This is a genomic window from Bacillus sp. ISL-46 (assembly GCF_018613205.1).
The window spans coordinates 90,149-116,870 of the sequence record NZ_JAGGQR010000045.1 but is presented as its reverse complement, the minus strand read 5'-3'; the positions used below and the strand labels follow the sequence as shown (position 1 = coordinate 116,870).

The following is a 26,722-nucleotide window of genomic DNA, read 5'->3' as shown; positions in this document are numbered from 1 at the left end:
GAGGAAATATGAAAACAAAACGATCTTCACTACTATTATTCTCACTGCTTGGCTTAATAACATTATTGCTATCGGCTTGTTCATCTCAAACACAAAAAGGAACTAACAATACTGGATTTTTTCAACATTATGTTGTCAATCCTTTTTCTGTATCTATCCATTCCGTTGCTGAATTCTTTAACGGAAACTATGGTTTGGCCATAATTATTGTTACAATAGTTATCAGACTAGCGTTAATGCCGTTAATGCTCAGACAGTATAAAAATCAAATGGGTATGAAGGAAAAGATGGATGTATTAAAACCCGAAATGGACGTTATTCAAGCAAAGATGAAAACTGAAAAGGATCCTAAGAAAAAGCAAGAACTACAAGCGGAAATGATGGGCCTTTATAAAAAGCATGGGGTAAATCCATTAAATATGGGCTGTTTGCCATTGCTCATTCAAATGCCTATTCTAACTGGCTTCTATTATGCGATTCGCGGTTCTGAAGAAATTAAAACCCATGAGTTTTTATGGTTTAGTCTCGGAAATCCAGACATTATTATCACGATCATTGCCGGGGTTATTTACTACTTCCAGTTTAAAGTTTCCCAGTCCAATATGCCGACAGCACAGCAAGATCAAATGAAATACATGGGATTACTGTCTCCATTAATGATTGTCATGTTTTCTTTTAATGCACCAGCAGCCCTGCCTCTTTATTGGGTAGTTGGCGGTACATTCCTAATTGTACAAACTATGATTAGCAAAAGTCTTTATCAGATAAATAAAACACCCAAAGTCCAGGTCAAACAAAAATAATCAGATTGTAAAAAAGAAGCATCCTTTGATGCTTCTTTTTTTAGATCCAGCTTCCTACCAATAGCCCACAAAAAGCAAGAATGATTCCTATCGTGAAACTGCTTAGCAAATAGCTGTAATAAAACTTTTTCTTTTTTTCCTTTTTAAGTTTTACCGATTCAAGCATTAATGTCGAAAAAGTCGTAAATGACCCCATAAATCCAATACCTATTAAGGAATATAATGAACCTTTTACATCCAGCCCGAGGAGTAACCCCAATAAAAAAGCACCAATTAAATTGACTGTTAGGGTAGCTGAGGGAAAGCCTGTTTTATTTTGGTTTCTGCTAATCGCAAAGCGGCTAATCGCTCCAAAAAAACCACCAATTGAAACAAATATAATCTCAATCATATAACTTTCCTCGATTTTTTTGCTTGTTCACTTAGTAACATTCCTGTCTTAACCAAAAATAGACCTCCAAATAAACTAACATTTAAATAAAGTAAGCCAAATATGTATTTTCCTGTTTCGAGTAAATGAACCGTTTCAAAGCAAAAAGTTGAAAAGGTAGTATACGAACCAATGACACCAGTGGTAAGTGCGGTAAACAAATAGGGATGAAGCTTATTGGAACTAACAAAATGATTTGTCATAAAACCCAATAGAAAGGAACCTGTTAAATTTATTAAAAGGGTTCCTATTGGAAATTCTTTCCCCCATATCACTACAGCAAAAACTGATAATAAATAGCGGAGCAAACTTCCAACGACACCGCCCAATCCAACTAAGAAATAAATCATAGCACACACCCCTAAACATTTTCCTTTTTATTATTATCAACTTTGAACGGTTAGGATAGTTTTTTACAAAAATGGCAACCTAATTGTAGTACTTTGACAAAGGAGTGTTAATACAACATGAGAATCAGCTTTCTCGTCATTGCCACCCTCGTTTCGAGTCTTTATTTAACAGGTTGTGCAAAGAATAATATCGATGATGATATAGCAACCCGTCAACGAAATACAAATGAAATAACTAGAGTGAATTTTAATAACCCTAATCAGGTCGGACCAGCTATTTCAAGTGCAGATACTAGTGATCCGGAATTAGATCGCAACAGAAATTATAACACTATTACCAATGGACGTAATAATAAACATGTTGGAAGCAATCAATCCAATACAAGAGTAGCGGACACAGCTGCTGATAAAGTAATCAACTTAACTGAAGTAGACAACGCAACTGTCATTATAAACGATAATAATGCTTATGTTGCGGCTAAATTGGACGTTTCATCTCGTAATGAATTGACTTCAGCTATTAAAGAAAAGATTGCTCGAGCAGTTAAATCTGTTGATCGGAACATTGACAATGTTTATATTTCTGTTAACCCTGATTTTTATGATCGAATGAATGCTTATTCAAGAGATATTCGAAATGGAAGACCGGTTTCAGGTTTTATCGATGAGTTTTCCGATACCATCCGCAGAGTGTTTCCTAATGCGAAGTAATATAAAGTGGGACGGGAAGTAAAATGCCTGGCAAATTGACCAGGCATCTTACTCTTCACTGCAGTTTCAATTTAAGCTCAGTTCTTACATTGTCCCATTCATGACAAAGGATACTAAAAAAGACCGTGTCCCTAGTGTATCCATCGGAAATAATCCGATCTTTTCGTAATATTCCTTCCTTTACTGCTCCAATTCTAGCAATAGCTTGCTGGGACCTTTCATTTCGAGAGTCTGTTTTTAATTGAATACGCGTGAGGTTCCAATTTTCAAAGGCATACCTTAATAACAGGAATTTACATTCTGTATTTACCTTTGTCCGCCATACATCTGGGTGATACCATGTCGAACCAATTTCAGCACTTTTATGTCGAGGGGATATGTCTAAGAATCGGGTGCTGCCAATCACTTGATTTTCGTTATTTACAACGGTGAAAGTGTATTCTGATCCATTTTCTCTAGCTTTCAATGCTGCTTTAATCATTTGTTCCATTTCATTTTTCGATCGAACCTTGGTCGCCATATACGTCCAAATTTCATCTGGTTTGGCCGCTTCCCATAAGCCCTCTAAATGGTCCATACTGATTGGAATCAAATTTACATTTTCCCCTTGTAACGAAAAAAGGTTGTTCCACAATTTATCCATTATTTAATATCTCCCCTTTATTTGCCGTATCTTTACCACTTTTTCCATATGAAAAGACTGCGGGCTATGCTCCACAGTCCTGTTTATCTATACATCTTGGAAATATTCCTTGTAGAAGCCGCCTACTTTTCCAGTATTGTCAATAATGTAATAAAATTCTTCAGTCTCATTTTTCACATCATAGACTTTCCCAGCCGTTAAGGCGTTATTGACAAGGTATTTTTTTGCATCCGTGTGAACGCATTTTATTTTTTTTACTGTTTCACGATCACGCCATGATAGATGAATCATTGTTGCCACCGTTCCTTTCGATCAATGTCCAATTTCTAGTATAATCAATCGGGCCGGTTCTGTGCAACCATATCATGCGTCAATTCCAAAAGTATTAGTTTTTTATTTTCACCAATTCTAATATAATCTGATATTAATTTAAGAAATTTGAACTTTTTTCAAATTTTATTAATTTTGGGTTCTCAAAAAGACTGAAAACCATTACAATTATAAAAACTGAATATTCAATCCATTTACCAAGGAGGCATTCATAAAAAATGAAAATTATGAGTAATGAGCAATTGGTTGTTTCGTATCGGGATGCATTAAAGTCTGACAAAGAAAAAGAATGGATTAAGATCTTAAAGGATGAAATCAAACGGCGTGGTTTAAAACCATTTAAAAATCGTTAGCATAAACCCCATGAAAAAACCGCTGAAAGGATTCAGCGGTTTTTCAATAATAAAATTATCTTCATTTAACTTACAGCATGTATTTATTCAAGATCTCGATTGGAAATAATCTAAATTAAAGTTGGTTATTTAACTCTCTAATAGGCCGAAAGCCAAACCCCTTAAGTTTTGAAGCAATTTTGTCTGCTGCATCAACAGGGTGTTCTGCAGATATTTCAAAGAATTCCCCTTCATACTCTTGTTTTGCATGGTCATAGCGTGGATCATAATAATGTTCAAGTAAAATTCGAATCATATCAGGATAATTAAGATCTGTTAACGTTTGGATGAGTGATTTTTTAATGTCTGGATCTTTAACACGTCTTAACACCTTTTCAATACCATCAGAAATCTTTTCGAAATACCAGGGTTCTTCCTTGTATGGCTGCACATACTCGGCGACAAGATGCTTTACCCGTTGATTAATGGGGGTATTGAGATTGATGTTAATACCTTGCATTCTTTTATCCATTAATTCTTCAGTTTGAACAGCTTTTCCAATTCTTTTGCTTTCCGCTTCAACCAGAAAATAATCAGCATCTTTTATTTCTTGGAGACCTTTAAATAGAAGGGAGTCAAATGTTTTTTGGTTATGACCGTCACCAAGACCAATCGTTCCAAATATCGAACCGCGATGTCCCGCCATCTCTTCAAGGTCTAAGATTGGATATCCCTTCTTTTTCAATATCTTTAATACCTCTGTTTTACCAACACCGGTCAGTCCGTGGAGGACGACTGCTTTGTTAGGAAGCATTGTAGGCAATTGTTCAAGAATATAGTGGCGGTATGCTTTATAACCGCCTACGAGTCGCCAAGAATAAATTCCGGCAAACTCTAAAAATGTAACCACTGCCTTACTTCGCATTCCACCACGCCAGCAATGGATAATAAGTTCCGTATCGTCTGAAACGCATTTTTTTATTGTTTGAAGGAGTTCAGGAATTTTAGGCGCGACAATTTCCATTGCCTTCCATTTCGCAATCGCCGCCCCTTCTTGTTTGTAAATGGTTCCGATTATTTGTCGTTCCTCATTTGTAAATAAGGGAACATTAATTGCTCCCGGAATTGCGCCATCTTTAAACTCGATCGGTGAGCGTATATCAATGATAACTGGGTTCTTTGTCGTAAAAAGTTCTTCAACCGTCATTTCCTTCATATCATCTACGCTCCTTGTAAAAGTAATATTATCTGAAAAATAACATATCTAATGAAAACCAAACAAAACTTCCACAACGGGAAGTTTCAGATAAGTAAACATCATGGGAATTTATTTTCTTAATAAAGTATAAACACCATTATACAGGAAATATCACTAGCTATCAAGAAGCTGGGAATTACTGCTTGTTGTCAATATTTTTTCTACTAGTGAAATGGTGTACCTGTTAAATTTTCTACGGCATGACAAAACTTATTCCAATTTCCCGGAAAGCTCTCGGTTCCTTCACTCTCATAGACTTTACCTTTTGTTATAAGCTTAATAGACCAGTATTTTCCTTCAATAATTATTCCGTCTTCACTTCGATAGGTTGGCTTCCATTCCCAGATATTTAAACTATACAATTCTCTTTTAAATTCCTCGAGGTCCCCAGGAACATCAGCTTGAAAATCTGAAAAGGGCTGATAATTCTCTTTATTTCTCCATATCAAAGCAGCAAACCGATTTTTAACGAAATGAACTCGGACTTGATAAGATATCCCTCCAAAGCCTTCGAGAGATGCTATTAATGAAACTGGATATTTTTCTGGATGGATAGAAATTCTTCCGCCGTTAACTCGAAATAAATCCCTTTTCCTTTTAACAATAGACCTAATATGTGCAGGTAGGATTGGTTTTTCGCGATTTGTAACAAGAACCTGATTTACCTCATTGCAAATTGCCGGAATCGGTAATGGTCCTTTTTCTTCTAAAATAGAAAGTATCGTTTCATAAACCCTCATAATCCCTCATCCTTAATTAATGCTGTTTAGTTTAACCGCTTAAACACAGTTGTTTCAAAAAACAATTCCGTAAACTAAATTATATTGATTATAGAGGATTCACGCAGTAACAAATGACACAAACTATTAAAAAGTCTACTCTCACAATCGAGAGTAGACTTTTTACCTATACGATCTTTGATTTTGGTTTGAAGACTGACATCAACTTTTCCATCTCGGACAAATTTTGACTGTTAAATAAATCGACAATTTTACTGCCGACAATAACTCCATCACAGTATTTTGTTAGGTCCGTTATTTGTTCTTTATTTGATATGCCGAAGCCAGCCAAGACGGGAATCGGACTTACATCTTTTACAGATTTTAAAAATTGATTCAATTCCGAATCATATTCATTTCTTGCCCCTGTAATCCCCTTAATTGTAACCGTGTATAAAAATCCCTTGCCCTTGCTTGAAATCGTTTTGATCCGCTCCATTGGTGTTGTCAGCGTTACGAGTCGAATCAACTCAATTTCTGCTTCCTCAAGATGTGGCGTAATGATTTCCTCTTCTTCTATTGGCAAATCGGGAATAATACACCCATCCACACCAGCCATACGAATATCTCGGACAAATTCCTCTATTCCATAGGAATAAATGGGATTTAAGTAGGTCATGAGGAGGATTGGAACTGACACATCCTTTCGCGCTTTTCCTAGTTCTGCAATAATCCCCTTTAAGGTTGTTCCATTTTCAAGCGCCCTAATTCCAGCTCGTTGAATGGTTGGTCCATCTGCCACAGGGTCTGAAAACGGAACCCCAACTTCAATCGCAGTTGCACCAAATTTCTCCAACAGTGTTAGACGTTCAACCAAACATTCCAGCCCACCATCCCCGGCCATTATGTAGGGAACAAAAGCTTTTGTATTATTTTCTTTTAAAGCCGTAAAAGTTTTTTCAAAACGGTTCATTTCTTATCTCTCCTCTCTCAGCCGTGTTTTCACGGTATCCACATCTTTATCTCCGCGTCCTGATAGGCAAACAACAATCTTTTTTGTTTCATCCATTTTTGCAGCTAGTTTTACTGCAAAGGCAATTGCATGGGCACTCTCTAATGCGGGGATGATCCCTTCAAGCTTCGATAAGAGCTGAAATGCGTCTAGCGCTTCTTTATCGGTAATCGATTGATATGATGCTCGACCAATGTCATGCAAATAGCTGTGTTCCGGTCCTACGCCTGGATAATCAAGACCTGCCGAAATGGAATGGGCTTCTTGAACTTGACCATCTTGATCTTGTAATAGATACATTAGTGCGCCATGTAGTACACCTGGACTTCCCTTTGTTAAGGAAGCCGCATGATACTCTGTATCTACACCCTGTCCAGCAGCTTCCACGCCATAAAGACTAACCATCTCATCCTCGATAAATGGATGGAACATCCCCATCGCATTGCTCCCGCCGCCAATACAGGCAACCACTGCATCCGGAAGCGCCCCTTCGCTTAATTGGAATTGTTGTTTTGTTTCTTTGCCAATAACACTTTGAAAATCTCTGACCATTTGCGGAAATGGATGTGGTCCCATTACAGATCCTAATAGATAGTGGGTATCATCTACATTTTCAACCCAGTATCTTAAGGCTTCGTTTACGGCATCTTTTAATGTTGCACTACCAGATGTAACACTGACGACCTTTGCACCCAGCAATTCCATTCGAAAAACATTTAATGCCTGCCTTTTGATGTCCTCCTCACCCATAAACACGATACAATCAAGATTTAATAAGGCACAAACGGTTGCCGTTGCTACACCATGCTGACCTGCACCGGTTTCAGCTACAATTTTTTTCTTTCCCATACGTACCGCTAGTAGTGCCTGCCCAATCGCATTGTTAATTTTATGGGCGCCAGTATGGTTTAAATCTTCTCTTTTCAGAAAAATCTTAGCCCCGCCCGCGTGTTTCGTCAGGTTATCTGCATAATACAATGGGGTTTCTCTCCCCACATAGTCTTTTAACAATTTTCGAATTTCCGCTTGAAAGGAAGGATCCTTTTTGGCGCTTTCATAGGCTTCACCAAGTTCAATTACTGCTTTCATTAATGTTTCCGGGACAAATCTTCCCCCGAAAATGCCGAAGTGGCCTTTCTCATTTGGCAATGTATATGTGTTCATTCCCTTTACCTCCCTACAGGTGTGCTTTTGGCTATTTCAATAAATGTTTGAATCTTACTTAAATCCTTTTTCCCATCGGTTTCTACCCCTGAGCTAACATCCACCATATATGGCCTAATAATTTTTATCGCTTCTTCAACATTGTCTGCATGCAACCCGCCAGCTAGGATGACTTTTTGGCTATTAATCAAGTGAGGATTGACCTCATTCCAATTAAACACCGTTCCATTTCCGCCTCTGTATTTTCCTTTGGGACTGTCGAGTAAAATAAAGTCACTTGGAAAATCAGCCAATGCTTCTAAGCTTTCATTTCCTTGAAAACTGATTGACTTAATGACAGGCAAGGAAAGCGATTCACTGAATGATGCTGTTTCATCTCCGTGTAACTGGATATGTGTCAGGCCCACAGCGGCAGCGATTCTTTCGATATCTGCTTTTGTTTCATTAACAAAAACACCGATCTTAAACACCTCTTTAGGTATCTTAGCAATTATCTCACGTGCTTTCTCAATCGAGATCCTGCGCTTACTTTCTGCAAAAACAAACCCAATAGCATCAGCACCATATTGAGCCGCCGCAACCCCTGTTTCAACATCAGTAATTCCACAAATTTTTACTTTCATCTATTTACACCTTCATTAAGCGGCAAGCGAAAGTCTATAAAGGATTGTTTCACATTTGCACTTTTCATTAATGCTTCTCCCACTAAAATCCCATTCGCTCCTGCATTTCTAACACGTGCAACATCCTCTTGGTGATGGATCCCGCTTTCACTAATGAGATACGCACCAGTGCTTTTTACAATGGAAGCTAATGTCTCTGTCACCTCAAGTGAAACATGAAAGGTTTTTAAGTCGCGATTATTTACTCCAATCAGCTTTGCACCTGTCTTAAGTGCACTCTCCAATTCCTTCTGATTATGAACCTCCACCAGTACCTCCAAGCCTAAGTTCTTAGCATATTGAAGGAGTTCAACCAATCTCTGATCGTCTAATGCAGCTACAATCAGTAAAATGATATCCGCCCCATTGGAAGAAGCAAGATTTATTTGCAATTCATCAATGATAAAGTCTTTACAGAGAATCGGCAGATTTACCTTGCTCCGAACAGCTCTTAAATCGGAGAAAGAGCCCTTAAAAAAGGTTTGGTCTGTTAGTACAGAAATAGCAGAAGCTCCATATTCTTCATATAACCCCGCCTGATAGGAAGGCTCAATCATGTTATTAATGATTCCTTTTGAAGGAGATGCTCGCTTAAATTCAGATATAATCGATATTTGTTCTGCTGTTTTCAGTTTTTGAATTAAAGATCTTTTCGACTGATTTGTACCTTCGAATAGTTGGTTTCCCTCTCGAAGGAAGAGAACTTCTTTTTTCTTTTGGTCAATGATTTTATCTAAGATTGTTGCCACTTATATCGCCTCTTTCTGACCCGCTGCTTGAGATTTTTCAATCAAAGTAGTTAATTTTTCATAAGCAGCACCAGAGTCAATGATTTCTTTCGCAACATTGATCCCATCCTGAATGGAGTTTGCCTTACCTGCTGTATAAATTCCTAGTCCGGAATTAAGTAAAACCGTATCACGGTAAGCACCCTTTTCCCCTTTTAACACATTGATTAATATTTCAGCATTTTCCTTAGAGTCTCCACCCTTAATACAGCTGTTATCATATTGTGGGAGATTGACTTCTTCTGGGAGAAATGATTGATTAGCAATTTTCCCATCCTCTAAAATAGTTAAATAATTTTCCCCCTGAAGTGAAGCTTCATCCATGAAACCTGCGCCATTAATAACAATAGCCCGCTTGCGTCCTAACTTCAAAAGAACTTCAGCAAACACATTCAATAAATCTCTCCGATACACACCCAACAATTGATAGTCCAACTCAATCGGATTGGTAAGTGGTCCGATAAAGTTAAAAATGGTTGGTATCTTCAATTGTTTTCGAACTGTCATGACTTTCTTTAACTTTGGATGAACGTTTGGGGCGAATAAGAAGGATAATCCTATTTCCTGAAGAATTTCTTCTGTTCTTTCTGCGGAAAGATTTAAATGGATTCCTAAGTATTCCAGCACGTCCGCACTACCCGTTTTGCTCGAAACACTTCGATTGCCATGCTTGGCAACAGGAATTCCAGCACCAGCAATAACAAAAGCAGACGTAGTACTCACATTAAAACTGGAGGATCCGTCCCCTCCTGTTCCACAATTATCAAGAACGCCTGAAATTTTCTCATTAAATTTCAGCGTATTTGCCTTCATTGCTTTTACAATCCCCGTAATTTCTTCAACTGTTTCTCCTTTAGATTTCAATCCCATTAAAAAGGCAGCAATTTCAGATTCGGAAACCTCCTCACCCAAAATGAAATGCACGGCTTCTTTCATCTGGTTTTCAGAAAATGATTCACGTTTAGCTAATTGGAGTAAATAATTCTTCACTTTTATTCATCCTCTCTATCTCATATAAAAAGTTTTTTAGGATTTGTTTACCTGATGGAGTACCAATCGACTCCGGATGAAACTGAAGACCGAAAACGGGATATTGACGATGTTTTATGGCCATGATTTCCTGGTCATCATCAGAATGTGCAATACACTCAAGTTCCTCCGGAATACTACTCTTCTCAATAATTAATGAATGATAGCGCATCACTTCTAATGGGTTGGGAAGACCGTTAAATAATCCATCGCTCCGATGTGAAATCAATGATGTTTTACCATGTTTGATAAGGGCTGCTCTTTGAATCTCCCCACCGAAAGCTGCACCAATGGCTTGATGGCCGAGACAGATTCCTAAAATAGGGATTTTATTATAAAATGTTTGAATCAATTCGATACAAATTCCTGCATCCTCTGGCTTCCCTGGTCCTGGGGAAAGAATAATGGCTTTAGGATTTAAATCTCTGATTTGGTCCATGCTTAATTGGTTATTTCGTAAAACCGTAATTTGTTCACCTAATTCCCCTAGATACTGATAAAGGTTGAATGTGAACGAGTCAAAATTATCAATCAGTAAAATCATTTCTCACCCTCCAAGAAAGAATTAAGTTTATTTATTGTCTCTTGATATTCGGACTCTGGATTTGAGTCATAAACGATACCAGCCCCTGCCTGAATATATGCTGAACCCTCTTTTAAAATCATAGTTCGGATGGCAAGGGCAAAATCCATATTTCCGTCTGCTGATAAATAACCAACAGCCCCTGAATATAACCCTCGTTTTGATTTTTCCAAGGAGTTAATAATCTCCATAGCCCGAACCTTCGGGGCTCCTGAAACAGTCCCAGCGGGCAGACAGGCCGCGAGGGCATCTATTGCTGTTTTATCAGCATTTAAATGCCCGCTTACTTCAGAGACAAGATGCATCACATGCCGGTATTTTTCTACCGCCATATACTTATCTACTTGAACGGAACCAAAATTGCAGATCTTGCCGAGATCATTTCTGCCAAGGTCAACAAGCATCTTATGCTCAGCAAGTTCTTTTTCATCATTTTTTAATTCTTTTTCAATCAACAAATCTTCATCGTTTGTTTTTCCCCGTCTTTTGGTCCCTGCAATTGGGTTTGAAATAACTGTGTTGGCTCTTGTTTTAATTAAACTTTCAGGGGATGATCCAATAACGGTATAAGCATCAAAATCAATATAAAACATATAAGGAGTAGGATTATTCGCACGATGTTTACGATAAAGCGATAATGGTTCTCCGTTAAATGTTGATTTCATTCGTCTCGAAAGGACTACTTGAAATATATCACCTGCTAAAATATGCTCCTTCGCCATTTCTACATTTTTGATAAAGGCTTCTTTGTTTGTTTCGGATTCAAACCCTGAGAAATAAAATGGCTCCTCTGCTGGGTAGAAGGTAGGCTGTTTTAGCTCCTCTATCCTTTGATTGATTCTTTTTTCAATTAAAGCGGTATCGCTCTCCTTGACTAAAGGGCAACCACAAATCAAGACCTTGTCTTCAAGATGATCAAAGATAATAACTTCTTCATAAAACATTAAGTGTACATCCGGCATTTCCATTCCGTTTGAATATTCATCTCCAATTACTTCATATTGTCTGATAATGTCATACCCCACGTACCCGACCGCGCCTCCAATAAACGGAAAGGGAAACTCTTCAAAACCCATGGGTGGTATAAGTTTTTTTAATACTTCGAGAGGGTTGCCTTTTAAAACTTTCTTGTCTCCATTCCGCTGAATAATCTCATTATTATCTCCCCTTGAAATAAGTTCGAAAGCTGGGTCTGCACCAATAAATGAATATCGCCCAGAGTCATTGTACTTATGAGAACTTTCCAATAGGAACTTCTTTTTCCCGCTAATTTTTTGTAATATGGAGATGGGTGTAAGCGTGTCTCCTTCGATCTCGTTTATGAAATAACCACTTTTAATTTTCATATTTCGACTCCTTTCAAATAAGAAAAGCGCAAGCGCCTGTTAAGCGGCGTATGGACTGGAGCACTTTGACTGAGATAAAGGAAACACGGAGAGCGTTAGCGATCCGATGTTGACTTATCGTAGCGAAAAGGGCGAAGTACACTAGCCGCTAGGCGCTGAAGCTAGACAGTAATCTAAGTTCAAATTTTTATACTTTTTATTTTAAATAAAAAAAAATCGTCCTCTATATGCGCAATTAATTACGCATATAGAGGACGATTCTATGGTCGTGGTGCCACCTCCATTTGAAGCAGTGGATAAAACCTGCTTCCTCTTCAGATACGGAACAATCCGTTCGATATCCTATCCTTTTAACGGTGGAGTTCCGTGCATCCCTACTCTTACTTCAAGATGCCTCTCACAAGTCCATTCCACAAATCCTTTCTTATCGGGCTCCCACCTACCCCGACTCTCTTGGAAGAAATAAATTAGTGTACTCCTCTTGCTCAACGAGTTAATTATTTAACTTTCGTGTTGTTTGACTTTATCCTACGCAAATTCCAAGTGAAAGTCAAGTGAAAGATTTAGAAAATTTCAAATTAATTCTTTTCCATTTAAAGGATGCCTTAACTAGGGTTTTTTGCTGTGATTAAGCGAATAGTAATAATAGCAAATCATGAAGGCGGGATTGAAGATTAATGGAACATATTGAACATTTAAGCCAAAATCCAAAAGCTGTGAAAAAGAAACAATCTGCAGCCGGACAAAAGCGGTCCAATGAGATATCTAATCAAAAGTGGGCAATCATCTCACTGTCTTCCATTCCTTTAGTCATGACATTGGGAAATTCAATGTTAATACCAGTTCTACCTTCAATGGAAAAAAAATTATCAATTTCATCTTTTCAAACAAGTATGATAATTACTGTTTATTCGATTGTCGCCATTTTTTTAATACCTGTCGCAGGATACCTATCAGATCATATTGGTCGAAAAAAGGTCATTATCCCCAGTCTCATCATTGCCGGTATTGGCGGTCTAATTTCAGGATTTGCCTCATGGAAACTTGATGATGCCTATTGGATTATTTTAGCTGGCAGAGCACTGCAAGGGGTCGGAGCAGCAGGGGCGGCTCCTATTGTCATGCCATTGGTTGGTGATATGTTTAATAACGAAGATGATGTTAGTTGTTGTTTGGGTCTCATTGAAACATCCAATACGTTTGGGAAAGTATTAAGTCCTATTTTAGGGGCTTTTCTAGCGGGATTCATATGGTTTTTGCCGTTTTTTTCATTCCCTGTATTTTGTGCCATTTCCGTGGTAATGATCATATTTCTGGTCAAATGTCCAAAAACAACCGAGAAACCAATTCCTTTCAAAGAGTTTTTCATCAACGTGAAAAAAACCTTTACTGAAAAGGGCCGTTGGCTATACGGTATCTTTTTTATTGGTGGAATACTCATGCTAGTCCTTTTTGGGATTTTATTTTATCTTTCGGAAATTTTTGAAAAAGAATACAACATTAAGGATATTAAAAAGGGATTTTTTCTTGCATTACCACTAGGAGCACTTTGTCTATCCTCGTTTATAAGCGGTAAGGTGATTAAGAAAAATAAAATATTGATGAAATGGATCACGTTTGCTGGAATTGTCGCAACAGCCGTATCCATTGGTGCACTATGGTTTTCGATTAAGCTTTGGTACATGATTACCATGTTTCTTATTAGCGGAATTGGAATCGGTGCAGGCCTTCCATGTCTAGACGCTTTAATTACCGAAGGCGTTGAAAAAGAAGAAAGAGGAACCATTTCATCAATTTATAGTTCAATGAGGTTTATTGGAGTTGCTGCTGGACCTCCGATTATTGCATTGTTATTAAAGCATGCGATCCATTGGATTTTTATCCTCTTAGGCAGTCTAAGTATCATTGCTGCACTTGTCGCATTAATGGCCATAAAACCCAATGCACAAGGACAAAAGAGCTGAGGAATCCCTCAGCTCTTTCATTTTGTAATTATTTCACTGGTTTTTTTAAGAAACCGATTAATAGTGCTGATACAACTGATCCAACTAAAATAGCTAGTGCGTAAAGAAGGGCTCCATTTTCAACCAATGGGACTACAAATATTCCACCGTGTGGTGCGCGGAGACCAATTCCGAACGACATTGACAGTGCACCTGCGATAGCTGAACCAGCCATAACGGAAGGAATGACACGCAATGGGTCAGCTGCAGCAAAAGGGATCGCCCCTTCGGTAATGAAGGATAATCCCATTACATAACATGCTTTACCAGCATCTCTGTCTTGGTCATTAAATTTATTTTTGAAGAATGTCGTTGCAAGAGCAATTGCTAGCGGCGGTACCATACCTGCAGCCATAATCGCTGCCATTGGCTCATAAACACCACTCGCTAATAAACCTGTTCCAAATACATAGGCAGCCTTGTTAACTGGCCCCCCCATATCAAACGACATCATAAGACCTAGCACAATACCTAATAAAACTGCATTACCTGTCCCAAGACCTGTCAACCAATCAGCAATTGTTCCATTTAACCATGCAACTGGTTTATTCACTACATAAAGCATGATGAATCCTGTGATGGCAATTCCAAAAAGAGGGTACAGTAAGATACTCTTAATACCTTCTAAAGATCTAGGCAGTCCGGCAAATACTTTTTTCAGAAGAAGGACAACATAACCTGCGAGAAAACCAGCAACTAAACCGCCAAGGAAGCCTGCTCCGCCACTTGCCGCCATCATACCGCCAACCATACCTGGAGCAAAACCTGGACGATCTGCAATACTTAGAGCAATAAACCCTGCTAAAACAGGAACAATGAGTCCAAATGCGTTTCCGCCGCCAATCGTCATTAATGCTTCTGAGATCTGGTTATAGGATGGATCATCAGGCTTAAATGAGTTATAACCAAACATAAAGCAAATCGCAATAAGAATTCCACCGCCGACAACAAATGGAAGCATATTAGAAACACCATTCATTAGGTGCTTATAAAAGCCTGTACGTGACCCTTTTTGATCAGATCCCTTTTCACTTTGTCCGCCATTTCCTCGAAAAATAGGTGCATCCTGCTTTAGCGCTTTGTCAATTAATTGTTCTGGGCGACGAATTCCTTCTGCTACTGCTGCTTGAATGACATGCTTGCCGTTGAATCGTTCCATTTCCACATTGATATCTGCAGCAATAATGACTGCTGTTGCATTTTCAATTTCTTCCTTGGTCAAAATATTTTTTGCACCGCCAGAACCATTGGTTTCAACCTTTATATCTACACCCATTTCAGATGCTTTTGCTTTTAAGGAGTCGGCGGCCATATAGGTATGTGCAATACCAGTTGGACATCCTGTAACAGCAACAATTGAATTCTTTTTACTTATTGTAACTGTTTCTTGTTTTTCCTCTTTATCATTTCGGTTAATGGTGTCAATGATTTCTTCAGGAGTGGTTGCCTTTAGAAGATCGTATCGAACTTCCGCTTTCATTAACAAACCAGAGAGTCGAGCTAATGCTTCTAAATGTGTATTATTCGCACCATCTGGAGCAGCAATCATAAAAAATAGATGTGCCGGTTTACCGTCCAATGATTCATAATTAACACCTGCAGCTGATTTACCAAAGACAATAGCGGCTTCTTTCACTACTTTTGTTTTAGCATGCGGGATTGCGATCCCATCCCCAATTCCAGTTGTACTTTGCTCTTCACGCTTTAGAATCGCTGCTTTAAATTCATCACGGTCGGATATTTTCCCCGCATTAAAAAGTACATCAACCAGCTGATTAATCGTGGCTTCTTTTTCATTGCCTTCAATATTTAATAGAATCGTATTCTTTGATAACAATTCAGTAATTTTCATGGTTTTCTCTCCCTTAACGAATCTCTTTTATATGAACTTGTGGAAGGAGTTCTTCTACTTTTTCCTTGGTACATAAACCTAGTGAAAAGGCTGTTGCACTTCCTGACGCTACACTGTAACGAAAAGCTTCTTCAATATTTCTGGTCCGCACATAGGTAGCCAGGAAACCTGCGACCATTGAGTCCCCAGCACCAACTGAATTTTTCACTTCCCCTTTTGGAACCTCCGCCAAAAGTGTTTTTCCGTTAGTAATCAGGATCGCTCCAGCACCTGCAAGCGAAACTATAACATTTTTTGCCCCCATTTCCACGAGCTTTTTGCCATATGGGATGACTTCAGCAGGGCTTGTAATGGTGGTATCAAATAATTCCCCAAGTTCATGATGATTCGGTTTGATTAAAAATGGCTGATAAGCAAGAACCTTTTTTAATAAATCACCTTCAGCATCAACAACAAATTCTGCTCCACTTTCACTGCAAATTTTCACTAATTCCTCATAGGTTGTTTTAGGTAAGCTAGAAGGGATACTTCCAGCTAGGACTAATAGATCATCTGCTCCTAATTGGTGAATTTTTTGTTTAAGAAGTTTGAAGTTTTGTTCTGAAATATTTGGACCCTTGGCATTAATTTCTGACTCTTGACCGGTTTTAAGCTTTATATTGATTCGAGTATCTTCATCAACCTGAACAAAGTCTGTATCAATTTTTTCATCATGAAGATATCGCTCAATATAAGCACCAGTAAATCCACCAATAAATCCAAGTGCCTTACTTTTGGTACCAAATTGGTTTAATACCGTTGAGACATTTATCCCTTTTCCACCAGGAAACTTCGCCTCATTTACAGTTCGATTTAATTCTCCTAGCTCAAAGCTCTCTAATTTGACTATATAGTCCACTGAAGGGTTTAAAGTTAATGTGTATATCATGATGTCACTACCTTTATTGTTGTTCTATTTACATATTGCTTCTGTGTTTCGTCATCTACATCATTAGTGATAATAGTTGCTTCATGGATATCAACAATTTTGGCAAACGAGATTTCAGAAAACTTTGTATTATCTGCTAAAACATAGTTCTCTCTTGAAAGAGAAATTGCTTTTTGCTTCACCATTGCTTCCTCCTGGTCTGGAGTTGTAAATCCAAATTGTGGATGGATGCCATTAACACCTATGAAACATTTATCAAAACGGTAGAGGTCTAAACCGGCTAATGCTCCCCTTCCGATGAAAGCATTTGTATTCGGCTTCGCCAAACCGCCAATTAAATAAGTCGAAATGCCTTTATCTAATAATGGCTTTAAATGCATTAATCCATTCGTGACAACAACGATCTCCTTTAATGGCAGGAATTCAATCATTTCAATCACAGTGGACCCAGCATCAAGATAAATACAATCACCTTCCTCCACTAAATTCGCTGCAAATTGAGCAACCAATCGTTTTTCTTGAAGGTTTTTGGAGGATTTCTCAATCATACTTGGCTCTTGAAGTTTCCCCTGTAATCTTGAGGCACCTCCATGGATCCTCTTAAGAAATTTTTGGTCTTCTAGCAAAGAGAGGTCTCTGCGAATTGTTGACTCCGAAGACTCGGTTAACTCCATAATTTCATTAATTTTAATAACATTCTTATCTTTTAACAATTGTAGTATGATTCGATGACGTTCTGGTGTTAACAAGTCATCACCACCTATTTTTTTATTCTTCTTAAGTACATAATACTGAAAACGATTGCAAAAATCAATCATTTTCTTTCAAAATCATTCATAAATTGAATGATTTTGAACGTTATTTGAATTTTTCTACAATACATAATATATCAACTTAAAAAACAAAACTTTTCTGCTCTATAATATTTATGTATCATTTTGAAATATTGCTGGTGTGGTTTAATGGTAGAATGTCAGCTTCCCAAGCTGACGGCGGGGGTTCGAATCTCATCTTCTCCTCCATACATATTCTTTCAAAAAACTCGATGTTTTATCGTGTTTATATTAATATAAAAACCGCCAGAAATAATTTCTGGCGGTTTTTGCATGTTCCTTATTGATAAGGACTTAACCATTCAGGGTCCCTATTAATACATAGAGGACATTTTTCCCTTGCAAACTGAAAGGTAGAAAAGGACTGCCCACAATCTATGCATTTTTTTGTATGAAGAGGTTCGCCTGTATCCCTTATTTTCTTTATTTCTGGTATTATTTGAATTGCATTTTCTAAACAAATATTGGAACAATCTGTACAGTTTACACACTTTTCGCTTTTAATTTGTAAAAATGAGTCTTTTAAACTAAACACTTTTTGCGAACATAATGAAAGGTCGGGATCATATAACATGTTTCGGTAATTTCTCCCCCTGACACATGCCCTAAGTGGCGGTGTTGATAAATCGCCGTTTTCTTGCGTATCAGTACTTACCCGAACGACCATTCCATCCTTGACATGGGCTTTAATGACACAGCGACCTCCACAATTATTAATACTGCATGTTGAAACAATTTTCTCAGTACCTTTGGCACTCACTGTTTTTGTCTCTTCTTTACGATCAATGAGCATCTTTGTTCCAATTCCTCCGGCAAGAACAGGAATTCCAATTGCCCCGGACCATTTCAAAAAAGTTCGCCGCTGCATTTTATTGGATAAAAGATCCTTCAAATTATTCTTATCTGACATCGGGTAATGCCTCCTTTACTTCTTGTAAAGTAGTCAAATCAAAAGTTAATAAGTCTTCGAGAAGCATGGCTGCCCCCAGGTATAACTGGCTATTTGTATGTTCAATAATTCGTTTACAAAAATAGGGAACCCATATGGTTAAATGTTTTTCAAGAAAGTGTATCTGACGTGAAATTAATTCAACAATTCTATCAGTCATAGTTTCTTGTAAACTTAAATCGGCAAGAAAAAGCATAAATTCCAATTCGAGTAAAAGGTGATCATCAGGCTCATTATTCTCGTTTTTATATTGTAGTCCAAAGAGATGGTATTGCTCCCTGATTTGATAGTTCCATTCCTCAAATAGCAATTGCTCTCTGCTCCGATAATAAGACTCCCACGGTGGCGCTACCAGCTGCCCTGGTCCAATAAAAAGGCGTTGATATTCTTCATACTCCCTGTTGATTTGCTCATCCGTCATGTGGTCAAAAAAGTTCCAAAGTATTTTTCCACCATCATGAATTTCTTCTAATTCCCGTAAGTTACCATTGTTTCGTATTTCAAATAATAACTCGCCATTAGAAGGCACCAAAAATAGCAAATGGAGGAGCTGATAATATTTTTTCCTTGATAAGAAAAATGGCTGTAACTGAATATGTATTCGCACTGTCGTTGTTGTCATCTATTCTCTCTCCTTGATTGTGAAACATTTCACATGTTTATTTATAACCTGTCGCCCACTTTTCCTATAGCACATTTGTTTTTTACAGTTATATCTTACCTTATTCCTGCAATATAATAATCCCATTTATGGAATAATTCACATTTATTTCAAAATGGTTTGAAATTATTATGTAAAATTAACACTATTCGAGAAAAATATTAATAACAATGCTACTTCTAGTTTTTCTTGTTGATTTAAATATGTGTATAATAATTAGGATGAATAATTTGAAGAGGATGATACACTTGAACATTACTGGACACTCAGTTGAAAAATTGGAAGATCCATTCGGTTTATTATCAGGTGACCGATATGAGTTTTTCTTAGATCTTGATGTAGATGAAGAGGATGAGCTTTATTCGGATAAAGGGATTGGCCTAAGGGCCATTTTCGTCAGCGACGAAAATGGTGACAAAATAACCAACTTTTATCTTTATGAACAAGGGAGCGAAAAGGTGCTTGACTTTGATCTAGAAGAAGATGAAGAAGAACTGGTCCTTGCCTATTGTAAAGATAACGCAAAAGAATAATAAAAAGGCAGGGAGAAATGAAACCTCCCTGCTGACAATTTGATCACATAAAATTCTTACTATGATTGTGAATTACTTGCAATTCTTTAGTACTTTCAGTCATTTCACTTTTGCAGATCGGACATAGTGGCACATCAGTGCTTTTAAAATTGTCGCGAATCCAGCATTTACAAGTCTCTGAACTACATACCCAAATTTTAGTTTCTTCTAATTTGATTTCCTCATCATTTTTTCTACCAAACGCCAAAACGATCACCCCTTGTAATTAGTGCATGACTGTTTTTAAATACTTAGTTTGCTAGCTAAATAATATGGAAAATATCAAATACATCATTTAGCAGTATCCTGTTGACTTTTAAACTATTCTAATTGTGTATAAATCATATATATAAAAGGTGATGCTTAATCATGGTGCATCACCTTTTTTTAAAAGAATTAAACTGTTTGAACGTTAGAAGCTTGTGGTCCGCGAGCGCCTTCAACGATTTCAAAAGAAACTGATTGGCCCTCTTCTAAAGTTTTGAAGCCTTCTGATTGGATAGCTGAGAAGTGTACGAATACATCTTGACCGCCTTCAGCTTCAATAAATCCAAATCCTTTTTCTGCATTAAACCATTTAACTTTACCGTTGTTCATGGAAAAACCCCCAAAATATAGTTCACTTTTAATTTATCCTACATTTAAAAAAATAAAAAAGACGCACTAACACGTTTGGGCAATAGACATCACCCACTTTTTCGTGCAGTTACGACTACTTAAACCAATAAATATTTAACTAACTTAAAAGCGTACCTTTATTTTAACTCATTTCGGCTATTCAGTCAACAAAATTTCAAAAACTAGGAAATTCAGTGAATATATATCAGTTAAAAATATAATAGTTTCCTATCACTCACCAGCAATCAGATTTTTTACGTTGCGGTGAATTGTATTCCAAGAGCAATGAACCCCAAATTGAGTTCATAGCTCTTTATTGAAATTATCTTGTAAAAATATTTCCATGAAATTGACAGTAAATTTCTGTAGATCCGCTTCCATGCCAATGTAATCAAGAGTATTAACCGGTTCTTTATCAGGTTTTGGCCGGAAATCTGCAATACTTTTGCCTTTGGCATTACCAAATTCCTCTACTCTTACTCTTCTCGGGATATATTTTACGAAATCCGGTTCCGTTAATGCCATTAACGGGACCACATCATGTAGTGGTGCACCCTTAATTCCCGGCACATTCTTCTGATAGGCTTTATAGTAATAATCAAAGGCTGGTTTTAATAATGGTTTAAAGGGTGTCGGGCTGTTTTTGCTAAGGAAGTCAATAATATCAGGAGTTATGATTGCTTTATTTGTTATGTTTAAAGGAAAAAGATGAATATTATGAGCTTTTTCCATAACGGTATCTGCCGCAATTGGATCCACATAAAAATTCGCCTCAGCTTCAGCAGAAATATTTCCAGGGACCAAAAAAGCCCCTCCCATAATATAAAATGAGTTTACTCCCTTTAATGCGTCATTCCCATATAAGATAAACATCAATGCTAACTCAGTCAATCTTCCGACAGAAACAATCACAAGGTTTCCTTTATATTGAGTAACAATTTCAAGAATTTTGTTAATATCATAAACTTTTACATTCTGGATCGTATCTGGAGGCTTGATTGGTCCTAATCCCTCTTTGCCATGTATCTCTGGGTAAAACACTATTGATTCACCTGATATTGGTCCTGCTGCACCCGCTATGATTGGAATATCTGCTCTCCCACCTAAAGTTAACAGGTAAGCTGTATTCTTAACCGATTTTTCTTTCGGTGTATTTCCATAACCACTGACAATACCAACTAGGTTTATTTTCGGATTAAGTAAGGCATACATGATCGCAAACGAATCATCGATACCAGGATCAGCAATCATGAGCACATTATAAGCCATAGCCTCTCCTCCATTTTTCCAATTTTCTATATTTATTAAAATTATGCAAAGAAAATGGTTGAAAGAACATGAATAACCGACCCGAGAGAATTCGAATCGGTCGTTAGCAAATTTCTTAGATTATGCTTCCTTTTTGATTCTTGTTGCTGCTTTCTTTCTAGGAGCTGCGGCTTTTTTGGGTTTTGTGCGATCAATTGATGCCTGTAATGCTGCCATTAAGTCAGTGACATTTGACGCTACTTCCTTCGTTGCCGCTGATACAGTTTCTTGTCCACTTCTTTTAGACTCAATCAATTCCAACAATGCAGTCCGGTATTCATCAGTGTATTTTTCCGGCTCAAAATCTGTTGTTAATTGATCAATCAGTAAGATAGCAGTGTCTAATTCTCTTTTCGTCACTTTGTCTTCTGAAGGTACACTAGGTACATCACCGGCTTTACGAACTTCATCAGGATAATGAATTGTTTCCATGACTAAGACATTTTCATATACACGTATAACGGCTAATTGCTCCTTTGATCGAATGATGATTTTGGCAAGTCCAACTTTTTGAGACTCCATCAAGGCCTTTCGAAGCAAGGAATAGGCTTTTCCGCCCCCCTCACTGGGAGACATATAGTAGCTTCTATCATAATAGATCGGATCAATTTGTTCCATTTTTACAAAATCAATAATTTCGACCGCTTTCTCTTCGTTTTCTTTTCTTAACTTTTCGAGTTCTTCATTATCAAGAACAACAAATTTCCCTTTTGTATATTCATATGCCTTAACGATATCCTCCGGCTTCACTTCTTCTTCACAAACAGAACAAACCTTTTCATATTTAATCGGGGCATGACATTTGTTATGCAGGGTTCGAAGCTTTATATCTTTATCTTCTGTCGCCGTATGGAGCTTGATTGGAATGTTTACAAGTCCAAAGCTAATACTGCCCTTCCACATCGTATGCATCGTTTAATTCTCCAATCTTTTTGTTATTATTGTACGTCACCAAAACAATCACATTCCTAAAAACATATGGAAAAGGATGAATTCGACGATAATTAAACAAAATAAACTAAAAAAGAAGGGAGTTTTTAAGATGAAACCGATGCTGCCAAGTCTTACATTTGATCTACCAGTTCATCCTGATTGGTTCTATGAAGTTAAATATGATGGATTTCGCGCTATTTTGGAATGGGATTCACAAGGAATTAAACTGACCAGCAGAAACGGAAAGTCACTTCTCTCCCAATTTCCAGAAATAAAGGAATTTTTGTTAAAACATGAAAAACAATTCAAACCCTACATACCTCTTCAATTAGATGGGGAGCTCGTTTCATTAGAAAACACGCATAAAGCTAATTTCTCAATGATTCAAGTCCGAGGCCGATTAAAATCGGAACGAAAAATTAACGAACAAGCTAGCAAGTCTCCATGCCGCTTGATGGTATTTGATGTGCTTGTGATGACCGGAAAAGCATTACATTCCCTTGTTTTCCATAAACGGAAGAAGGAACTCATCAAACTGTTTCAAAAAATCGGATTGGAATTGGAGGCTGACCCCTATGATGAACAATTACTTCAGCTTGTCCAGGCTCATGATGATTTTGATTTGTTATGGGAAAAGGTTGTTTTAAATGATGGGGAAGGAATTATTGCTAAACACAAGAATAGTCTGTGGGAAGAAGGAAAACGTTCCTTACAATGGTTGAAATATAAAAATTGGAAATATGTAAGCTGTTTTATTAATGCTTATGATAAAACAAATGGTTATTTTTACGTAAGTGTCTATAAGGAAAATAAGATCCATCCTATCGGCCAGGTACTTTTCGGCTTTAAACCGGAGGAAAAACAAGCTTTGCAACAGACAATTAAACAAAATATGCTCCGTGAAGATGCACAAATGATTATTGTTGAACCTGCCATTTGTATAGAAGTAAAATATTTAGAACTCTATGAAAATCAGCTGCGTGAGCCCCATTTTGATCGGTTTCGCTTTGATTTAGAACCATCCCTATGTACATACGATCGTTTTATTTTCGCACAAAAGAACCTGCCAGAAGACTTAGATATTACCCATCCTGATAAACCTCTTTGGGAAAAACTTTCCATACGGAAAGCCGATTATATCCTGTACTTACGAGAAATATCACCGTATATGCTGCCATTATTAAAAGACCGCTTATTAACAGTCATCCGCTTTCCACACGGGATGTTCGGAGAAGCATTTTATCAAAAAAACTGTCCAGATTATGCTCCTGAATTTGTGCAGACACATTCAGCCGAGGGGATTGACTATATTCTTTGCAATAATCTAAAAACACTCGTTTGGCTTGGTAACCAATTAGCGATTGAGTTCCACGTGCCATTTCAAACCATTCATAGCAAGGGACCCAGTGAAATTGTCTTTGATTTAGACCCGCCTTCCATCGGCCACTTTCAATTGGCGATAAAAGCAGCACTTCTAATCAAAGAAGTCCTCGATCAATTAAATTTAATAGGTTTCATAAAAACCTCTGGGAACAAGGGGCTGCAAATTTACATCCCGCTACCCGAAAATGAATATTCTTACGATGATACCAGGTTATTTACAAGCTTTGTCGCTGAGTATTTAATTTCCAAGGATCCTGACTCCTTCACGATTGAGAGGATGAAAAAAAAGCGGGGGAACAGGCTATACGTTGACTATGTGCAACATAGCGAAGGAAAAACGATTGTTGCACCCTATTCGATGCGAGGAAACGAACATGCAGGTGTTGCCACCCCCCTTTATTGGGAGGAAGTAAATGAAAAGCTCGAGCTAGTATCGTTTAACATGGAAAATGCGATCAAGCGAGTTCGCCAGCAAGGTGATCCCTTTTCAAATTACTTTCAAACAAAATCAATCCAGGCGTTTGCACCTGTCTTAGAGATCCTAAAAAAAGGTACCAAAAAAGGATAGGAGAGCCCTATCCTTTTATTCGGTCTTCGAGATACCTTTTTGCTTCTGATTGTAACTTCTCATAAGAAGTCTGTTCCATCAATTCCGTTTTCGAAGTGACAGTAAACGCTCCTTGCTCGAGATCAACATTGACTGTCGCATTATAAAGATAGGTAGCATTTCCGATCAAGTCAATTGTGTATTTCCCCTCGCTTTCGTGGACTACACACTGGACTCTTCCACCATTATTATAAACATTAACAACTTTTTCGAACTCATTTAATTCTTGTAAACAAGTGACTAGCGTGGAGGCAGACATTGCAGTACCACAGGCATTCGTAAAACCAACACCACGTTCAAAGGTTCTAACATAAATTGAACCAGGTTGCAAGTGTTTAACAAAACTTACATTGACGCCGTCAGGAAACAAATCATTGGGACCATTCACCTTTTCACTAAGTTGTTTTTGGAGGTCACCTTTGAGTTGTTCCGCTTCAACAATGGCGATTAAATGCGGATTCGGTACTGCAAGAGCTGTGAACCTTAAATCCCCTGAAAGTTTTTCAATTCTTTCATTATAAAGAGTTGGTTTATTTAAATTTAATGGAAGAGCTTTTAATTCAAACAGGACCGGTGAAATTTCCACTTGGTAGGTGTTGATATCTTGTAAAAGGTCGTTTTGTTTGCTTACCTTCAGATTTGCTTTCATCGTTTCAATCACAGCGCTATTTCGCCCTTGATGTTCGCAAACATATCTAGCCACAAGACGAAGTCCATTTCCACACATTGAAGCTTCCGACCCGTCAGAGTTAAATACACGCATTCTACCATCTGCATTTTCGCTTTGCATAACGAAAAGAATCCCATCAGCACCTAAATCGGATTGACGGTTACACAATAACTTCGCGAGGTCCGCTCGTTCACTTTCCGTAAAAGCATATCCATTCGATTTTTCGTCGATTATTAGAAAGTCATTTCCCGAACCATGGCCTTTAATTAAATTGATTTGCATCGTAAAACCCCCACAAAATTGATAAACATGTTTTATTTATCATATCACTCAATGTTCATGAGGGAAACTGTCGATACTTCTATCTTTCGATAAAATATTCGTTAACTATAAATGACATTCGGAGAAGCTTGTCCTCCTCTGATAAAGTCTCCCTTAGTGAAAGGACTGGTGTATTAGGTTCTGGAAACAGTGGACTCCATTCAACCGGCATCCATCCCCTGCGAAGCCGTCCGTCCGGAAGGTCATTTTTGTTTATTACTTGCTCATCCATAAAAGTATATGACCCTTCTACAGCACCTATAAACCTGCCTTTCGAATCTAGTAATTCCTTCTTATTTGTTCTCCAATCTAGTTTCCTTTTTTCAAAGCAGCCTAAATAATGCCTTTTATGGTCAAATACCTCAATCTTTTTGCCATTAACCTTAAAATATCCGATGGCATCGTTATCTAAATTATAGAGAGCATAAATTTTCGTAATCCTAAGCTTCTTTAAGCCCTGGTTATGAAACCTTTTAATCATCCCTGCTAGATGCCCGTCAGGAAAATAGAGTAGAAGGCGTGGGGAGTTTGTGTTCAGAAATAAGACAAGTAAATGTCGTGTTTCAAATAAAGACTCCCCAATGCGCTTTGAATTTGCCATATTTCTGTCAATGGATATCGACTGCCTTATTCTAAAAAGATAGATTTGAAAACAAATCAAGCTATAAATCAGGAAAGGTATAGTTAATATCATTATTTCTTTGTTTTTAATAATAGAAAGATTGCCAGCAACTATCATAACAGCTGGAATCAGAGCAGCAATACTACCATTTAAGTTCAAATGAGCCGTATCCCGGTAATATTCATTTATTTTCATCTAGAAAACTCCTTATCAATTCCTCTAGTCTTAGTTTATTTACTATTCGTCTAAAAAATGATAGGAGATTTCGATTATAGAACAAAAAAGAAGGGACTAGTTGGTCC

At 37.6% G+C, this 26,722-nt stretch carries 30 protein-coding genes and 1 other annotated feature; of the genes, 6 read left to right on the top strand and 24 right to left on the bottom strand.

All coding sequences use genetic code 11. The features are described 5' to 3' along the window. Window positions 1-8 precede the first annotated feature (8 nt). Complete coding sequence (gene yidC / locus J7E67_RS21160; RefSeq protein WP_214712600.1) at window positions 9-803, top strand: membrane protein insertase YidC; 795 nt, start codon at window positions 9-11, stop codon at window positions 801-803. A gap of 40 nt (window positions 804-843) precedes the next feature. Here yidC and J7E67_RS21155 read toward each other — a convergent pair whose 3' ends face one another. Beyond that, a complete protein-coding gene (locus tag J7E67_RS21155; protein WP_214732782.1) occupies window positions 844-1,194 on the bottom strand; it encodes a CrcB family protein in 351 nt (116 codons plus the stop codon). Further along, window positions 1,191-1,583 (bottom strand): fluoride efflux transporter CrcB, encoded by a 393-nt coding sequence (gene crcB, locus J7E67_RS21150; protein WP_214712598.1) that lies wholly within the window; start codon window positions 1,581-1,583, stop codon window positions 1,191-1,193. Before crcB ends, J7E67_RS21155 begins: the two co-directional genes overlap by 4 nt. Before the next feature lie 117 nt (window positions 1,584-1,700). Here crcB and J7E67_RS21145 point away from each other — a divergent pair, with 117 nt between their 5' ends. Then, the gene (locus J7E67_RS21145) at window positions 1,701-2,294 is read left to right on the top strand and encodes a YhcN/YlaJ family sporulation lipoprotein (RefSeq protein ID WP_214712597.1); all 594 of its coding nucleotides are present in this window, start codon (window positions 1,701-1,703) and stop codon (window positions 2,292-2,294) included. A gap of 55 nt (window positions 2,295-2,349) precedes the next feature. Here the strand turns inward: J7E67_RS21145 and J7E67_RS21140 are convergent, their stop codons facing one another. Both J7E67_RS21140 and J7E67_RS21135 read right to left on the bottom strand, forming a co-directional pair. Next, complete coding sequence (locus J7E67_RS21140; protein ID WP_214712595.1) at window positions 2,350-2,937, bottom strand: GNAT family N-acetyltransferase; 588 nt, start codon at window positions 2,935-2,937, stop codon at window positions 2,350-2,352. 87 nt (window positions 2,938-3,024) lie between these two features. Then, complete coding sequence (locus J7E67_RS21135; protein WP_168244777.1) at window positions 3,025-3,228, bottom strand: DUF6501 family protein; 204 nt, start codon at window positions 3,226-3,228, stop codon at window positions 3,025-3,027. 257 nt (window positions 3,229-3,485) lie between these two features. On the opposite strand from J7E67_RS21135, the gene sda reads away from it, so the two are divergent. Then, window positions 3,486-3,620 carry a sporulation histidine kinase inhibitor Sda gene (gene sda / locus J7E67_RS21130; RefSeq protein WP_088088631.1) on the top strand — a complete coding sequence of 45 codons (135 nt, stop codon included), beginning with the start codon at window positions 3,486-3,488 and terminating at the stop codon, window positions 3,618-3,620. A 115-nt stretch (window positions 3,621-3,735) separates the two neighbouring features. On the opposite strand, the gene mnmH is transcribed toward sda, so the two are convergent. The 9 genes from mnmH to trpE form a co-directional block, all read right to left on the bottom strand. Next, complete coding sequence (gene mnmH, locus J7E67_RS21125) at window positions 3,736-4,815, bottom strand: tRNA 2-selenouridine(34) synthase MnmH (RefSeq protein ID WP_214732781.1); 1,080 nt, start codon at window positions 4,813-4,815, stop codon at window positions 3,736-3,738. Between the two features lie 206 nt (window positions 4,816-5,021). Next, window positions 5,022-5,597 (bottom strand): hypothetical protein, encoded by a 576-nt coding sequence (locus J7E67_RS21120; RefSeq protein WP_214712586.1) that lies wholly within the window; start codon window positions 5,595-5,597, stop codon window positions 5,022-5,024. A 166-nt stretch (window positions 5,598-5,763) separates the two neighbouring features. After that, the gene (gene trpA / locus J7E67_RS21115; RefSeq protein ID WP_214712583.1) at window positions 5,764-6,549 is read right to left on the bottom strand and encodes a tryptophan synthase subunit alpha; all 786 of its coding nucleotides are present in this window, start codon (window positions 6,547-6,549) and stop codon (window positions 5,764-5,766) included. Between the two features lie 3 nt (window positions 6,550-6,552). Beyond that, window positions 6,553-7,752: a tryptophan synthase subunit beta gene (gene trpB / locus J7E67_RS21110; protein ID WP_214712582.1), complete on the bottom strand. Its 1,200-nt coding sequence runs from the start codon at window positions 7,750-7,752 to the stop codon at window positions 6,553-6,555. A 5-nt stretch (window positions 7,753-7,757) separates the two neighbouring features. Continuing rightward, on the bottom strand, window positions 7,758-8,375 hold the full coding sequence (locus J7E67_RS21105; RefSeq protein WP_214712580.1) for a phosphoribosylanthranilate isomerase: 618 nt from the start codon (window positions 8,373-8,375) through the stop codon (window positions 7,758-7,760). Then, window positions 8,372-9,163, bottom strand: coding sequence for an indole-3-glycerol phosphate synthase TrpC (trpC, locus tag J7E67_RS21100; RefSeq protein ID WP_214732780.1), 792 nt, complete (start codon window positions 9,161-9,163; stop codon window positions 8,372-8,374). The genes J7E67_RS21105 and trpC overlap by 4 nt, the downstream gene beginning before the upstream one ends. After that, window positions 9,164-10,192, bottom strand: a complete 1,029-nt coding sequence (gene trpD, locus J7E67_RS21095) for an anthranilate phosphoribosyltransferase (RefSeq protein WP_214712577.1) — start codon at window positions 10,190-10,192, stop codon at window positions 9,164-9,166. Continuing rightward, window positions 10,164-10,775 carry an anthranilate synthase component II gene (locus J7E67_RS21090; RefSeq protein WP_214712575.1) on the bottom strand — a complete coding sequence of 204 codons (612 nt, stop codon included), beginning with the start codon at window positions 10,773-10,775 and terminating at the stop codon, window positions 10,164-10,166. Before J7E67_RS21090 ends, trpD begins: the two co-directional genes overlap by 29 nt. Beyond that, on the bottom strand, window positions 10,772-12,160 hold the full coding sequence (gene trpE, locus J7E67_RS21085) for an anthranilate synthase component I (protein ID WP_214712574.1): 1,389 nt from the start codon (window positions 12,158-12,160) through the stop codon (window positions 10,772-10,774). The genes J7E67_RS21090 and trpE overlap by 4 nt, the downstream gene beginning before the upstream one ends. Before the next feature lie 247 nt (window positions 12,161-12,407). Further along, window positions 12,408-12,658, bottom strand: a binding site (T-box leader). A 179-nt stretch (window positions 12,659-12,837) separates the two neighbouring features. On the opposite strand from trpE, the gene bcbE reads away from it, so the two are divergent. After that, window positions 12,838-14,124, top strand: a complete 1,287-nt coding sequence (bcbE, locus tag J7E67_RS21080; protein WP_214712573.1) for a bacillibactin exporter BcbE — start codon at window positions 12,838-12,840, stop codon at window positions 14,122-14,124. Window positions 14,125-14,152: 28 nt separating this feature from the next. Here the strand turns inward: bcbE and J7E67_RS21075 are convergent, their stop codons facing one another. From J7E67_RS21075 to J7E67_RS21055, 5 genes are all read right to left on the bottom strand, one after another. Further along, window positions 14,153-16,015 carry a PTS fructose transporter subunit IIABC gene (locus J7E67_RS21075; protein ID WP_214712571.1) on the bottom strand — a complete coding sequence of 621 codons (1,863 nt, stop codon included), beginning with the start codon at window positions 16,013-16,015 and terminating at the stop codon, window positions 14,153-14,155. 13 nt (window positions 16,016-16,028) lie between these two features. Beyond that, window positions 16,029-16,943 carry a 1-phosphofructokinase gene (pfkB, locus tag J7E67_RS21070; RefSeq protein WP_214712570.1) on the bottom strand — a complete coding sequence of 305 codons (915 nt, stop codon included), beginning with the start codon at window positions 16,941-16,943 and terminating at the stop codon, window positions 16,029-16,031. Beyond that, on the bottom strand, window positions 16,940-17,692 hold the full coding sequence (locus J7E67_RS21065) for a DeoR/GlpR family DNA-binding transcription regulator (RefSeq protein WP_251026904.1): 753 nt from the start codon (window positions 17,690-17,692) through the stop codon (window positions 16,940-16,942). The genes pfkB and J7E67_RS21065 overlap by 4 nt, the downstream gene beginning before the upstream one ends. Before the next feature lie 364 nt (window positions 17,693-18,056). Beyond that, complete coding sequence (locus tag J7E67_RS31450) at window positions 18,057-18,686, bottom strand: hypothetical protein (protein ID WP_251026903.1); 630 nt, start codon at window positions 18,684-18,686, stop codon at window positions 18,057-18,059. Continuing rightward, window positions 18,676-19,347, bottom strand: a complete 672-nt coding sequence (locus J7E67_RS21055; protein ID WP_214712565.1) for a TorD/DmsD family molecular chaperone — start codon at window positions 19,345-19,347, stop codon at window positions 18,676-18,678. The genes J7E67_RS31450 and J7E67_RS21055 overlap by 11 nt, the downstream gene beginning before the upstream one ends. Before the next feature lie 278 nt (window positions 19,348-19,625). On the opposite strand from J7E67_RS21055, the gene J7E67_RS21050 reads away from it, so the two are divergent. Next, window positions 19,626-19,919, top strand: a complete 294-nt coding sequence (locus J7E67_RS21050) for a DUF6509 family protein (RefSeq protein ID WP_088090517.1) — start codon at window positions 19,626-19,628, stop codon at window positions 19,917-19,919. A 43-nt stretch (window positions 19,920-19,962) separates the two neighbouring features. Here J7E67_RS21050 and J7E67_RS21045 read toward each other — a convergent pair whose 3' ends face one another. The 4 genes from J7E67_RS21045 to ku form a co-directional block, all read right to left on the bottom strand. Then, window positions 19,963-20,166 (bottom strand): cold-shock protein, encoded by a 204-nt coding sequence (locus J7E67_RS21045; RefSeq protein ID WP_179195903.1) that lies wholly within the window; start codon window positions 20,164-20,166, stop codon window positions 19,963-19,965. Window positions 20,167-20,354: 188 nt separating this feature from the next. Then, window positions 20,355-20,555, bottom strand: coding sequence for a cold-shock protein (gene cspD, locus J7E67_RS21040; RefSeq protein WP_214712564.1), 201 nt, complete (start codon window positions 20,553-20,555; stop codon window positions 20,355-20,357). 324 nt (window positions 20,556-20,879) lie between these two features. Then, window positions 20,880-21,845 carry a nucleoside hydrolase gene (locus tag J7E67_RS21035; protein WP_214712563.1) on the bottom strand — a complete coding sequence of 322 codons (966 nt, stop codon included), beginning with the start codon at window positions 21,843-21,845 and terminating at the stop codon, window positions 20,880-20,882. A 120-nt stretch (window positions 21,846-21,965) separates the two neighbouring features. Continuing rightward, window positions 21,966-22,796: a non-homologous end joining protein Ku gene (gene ku / locus J7E67_RS21030; protein ID WP_214712562.1), complete on the bottom strand. Its 831-nt coding sequence runs from the start codon at window positions 22,794-22,796 to the stop codon at window positions 21,966-21,968. A 130-nt stretch (window positions 22,797-22,926) separates the two neighbouring features. Here ku and J7E67_RS21025 point away from each other — a divergent pair, with 130 nt between their 5' ends. Next, window positions 22,927-24,768: a DNA ligase D gene (locus J7E67_RS21025; protein WP_214712561.1), complete on the top strand. Its 1,842-nt coding sequence runs from the start codon at window positions 22,927-22,929 to the stop codon at window positions 24,766-24,768. Window positions 24,769-24,775: 7 nt separating this feature from the next. On the opposite strand, the gene dapF is transcribed toward J7E67_RS21025, so the two are convergent. Next, window positions 24,776-25,759 (bottom strand): diaminopimelate epimerase, encoded by a 984-nt coding sequence (gene dapF, locus J7E67_RS21020; protein ID WP_214732779.1) that lies wholly within the window; start codon window positions 25,757-25,759, stop codon window positions 24,776-24,778. Window positions 25,760-25,838: 79 nt separating this feature from the next. Further along, on the bottom strand, window positions 25,839-26,615 hold the full coding sequence (locus J7E67_RS21015; RefSeq protein WP_214712556.1) for a hypothetical protein: 777 nt from the start codon (window positions 26,613-26,615) through the stop codon (window positions 25,839-25,841). Window positions 26,616-26,722: the final 107 nt, after the last annotated feature.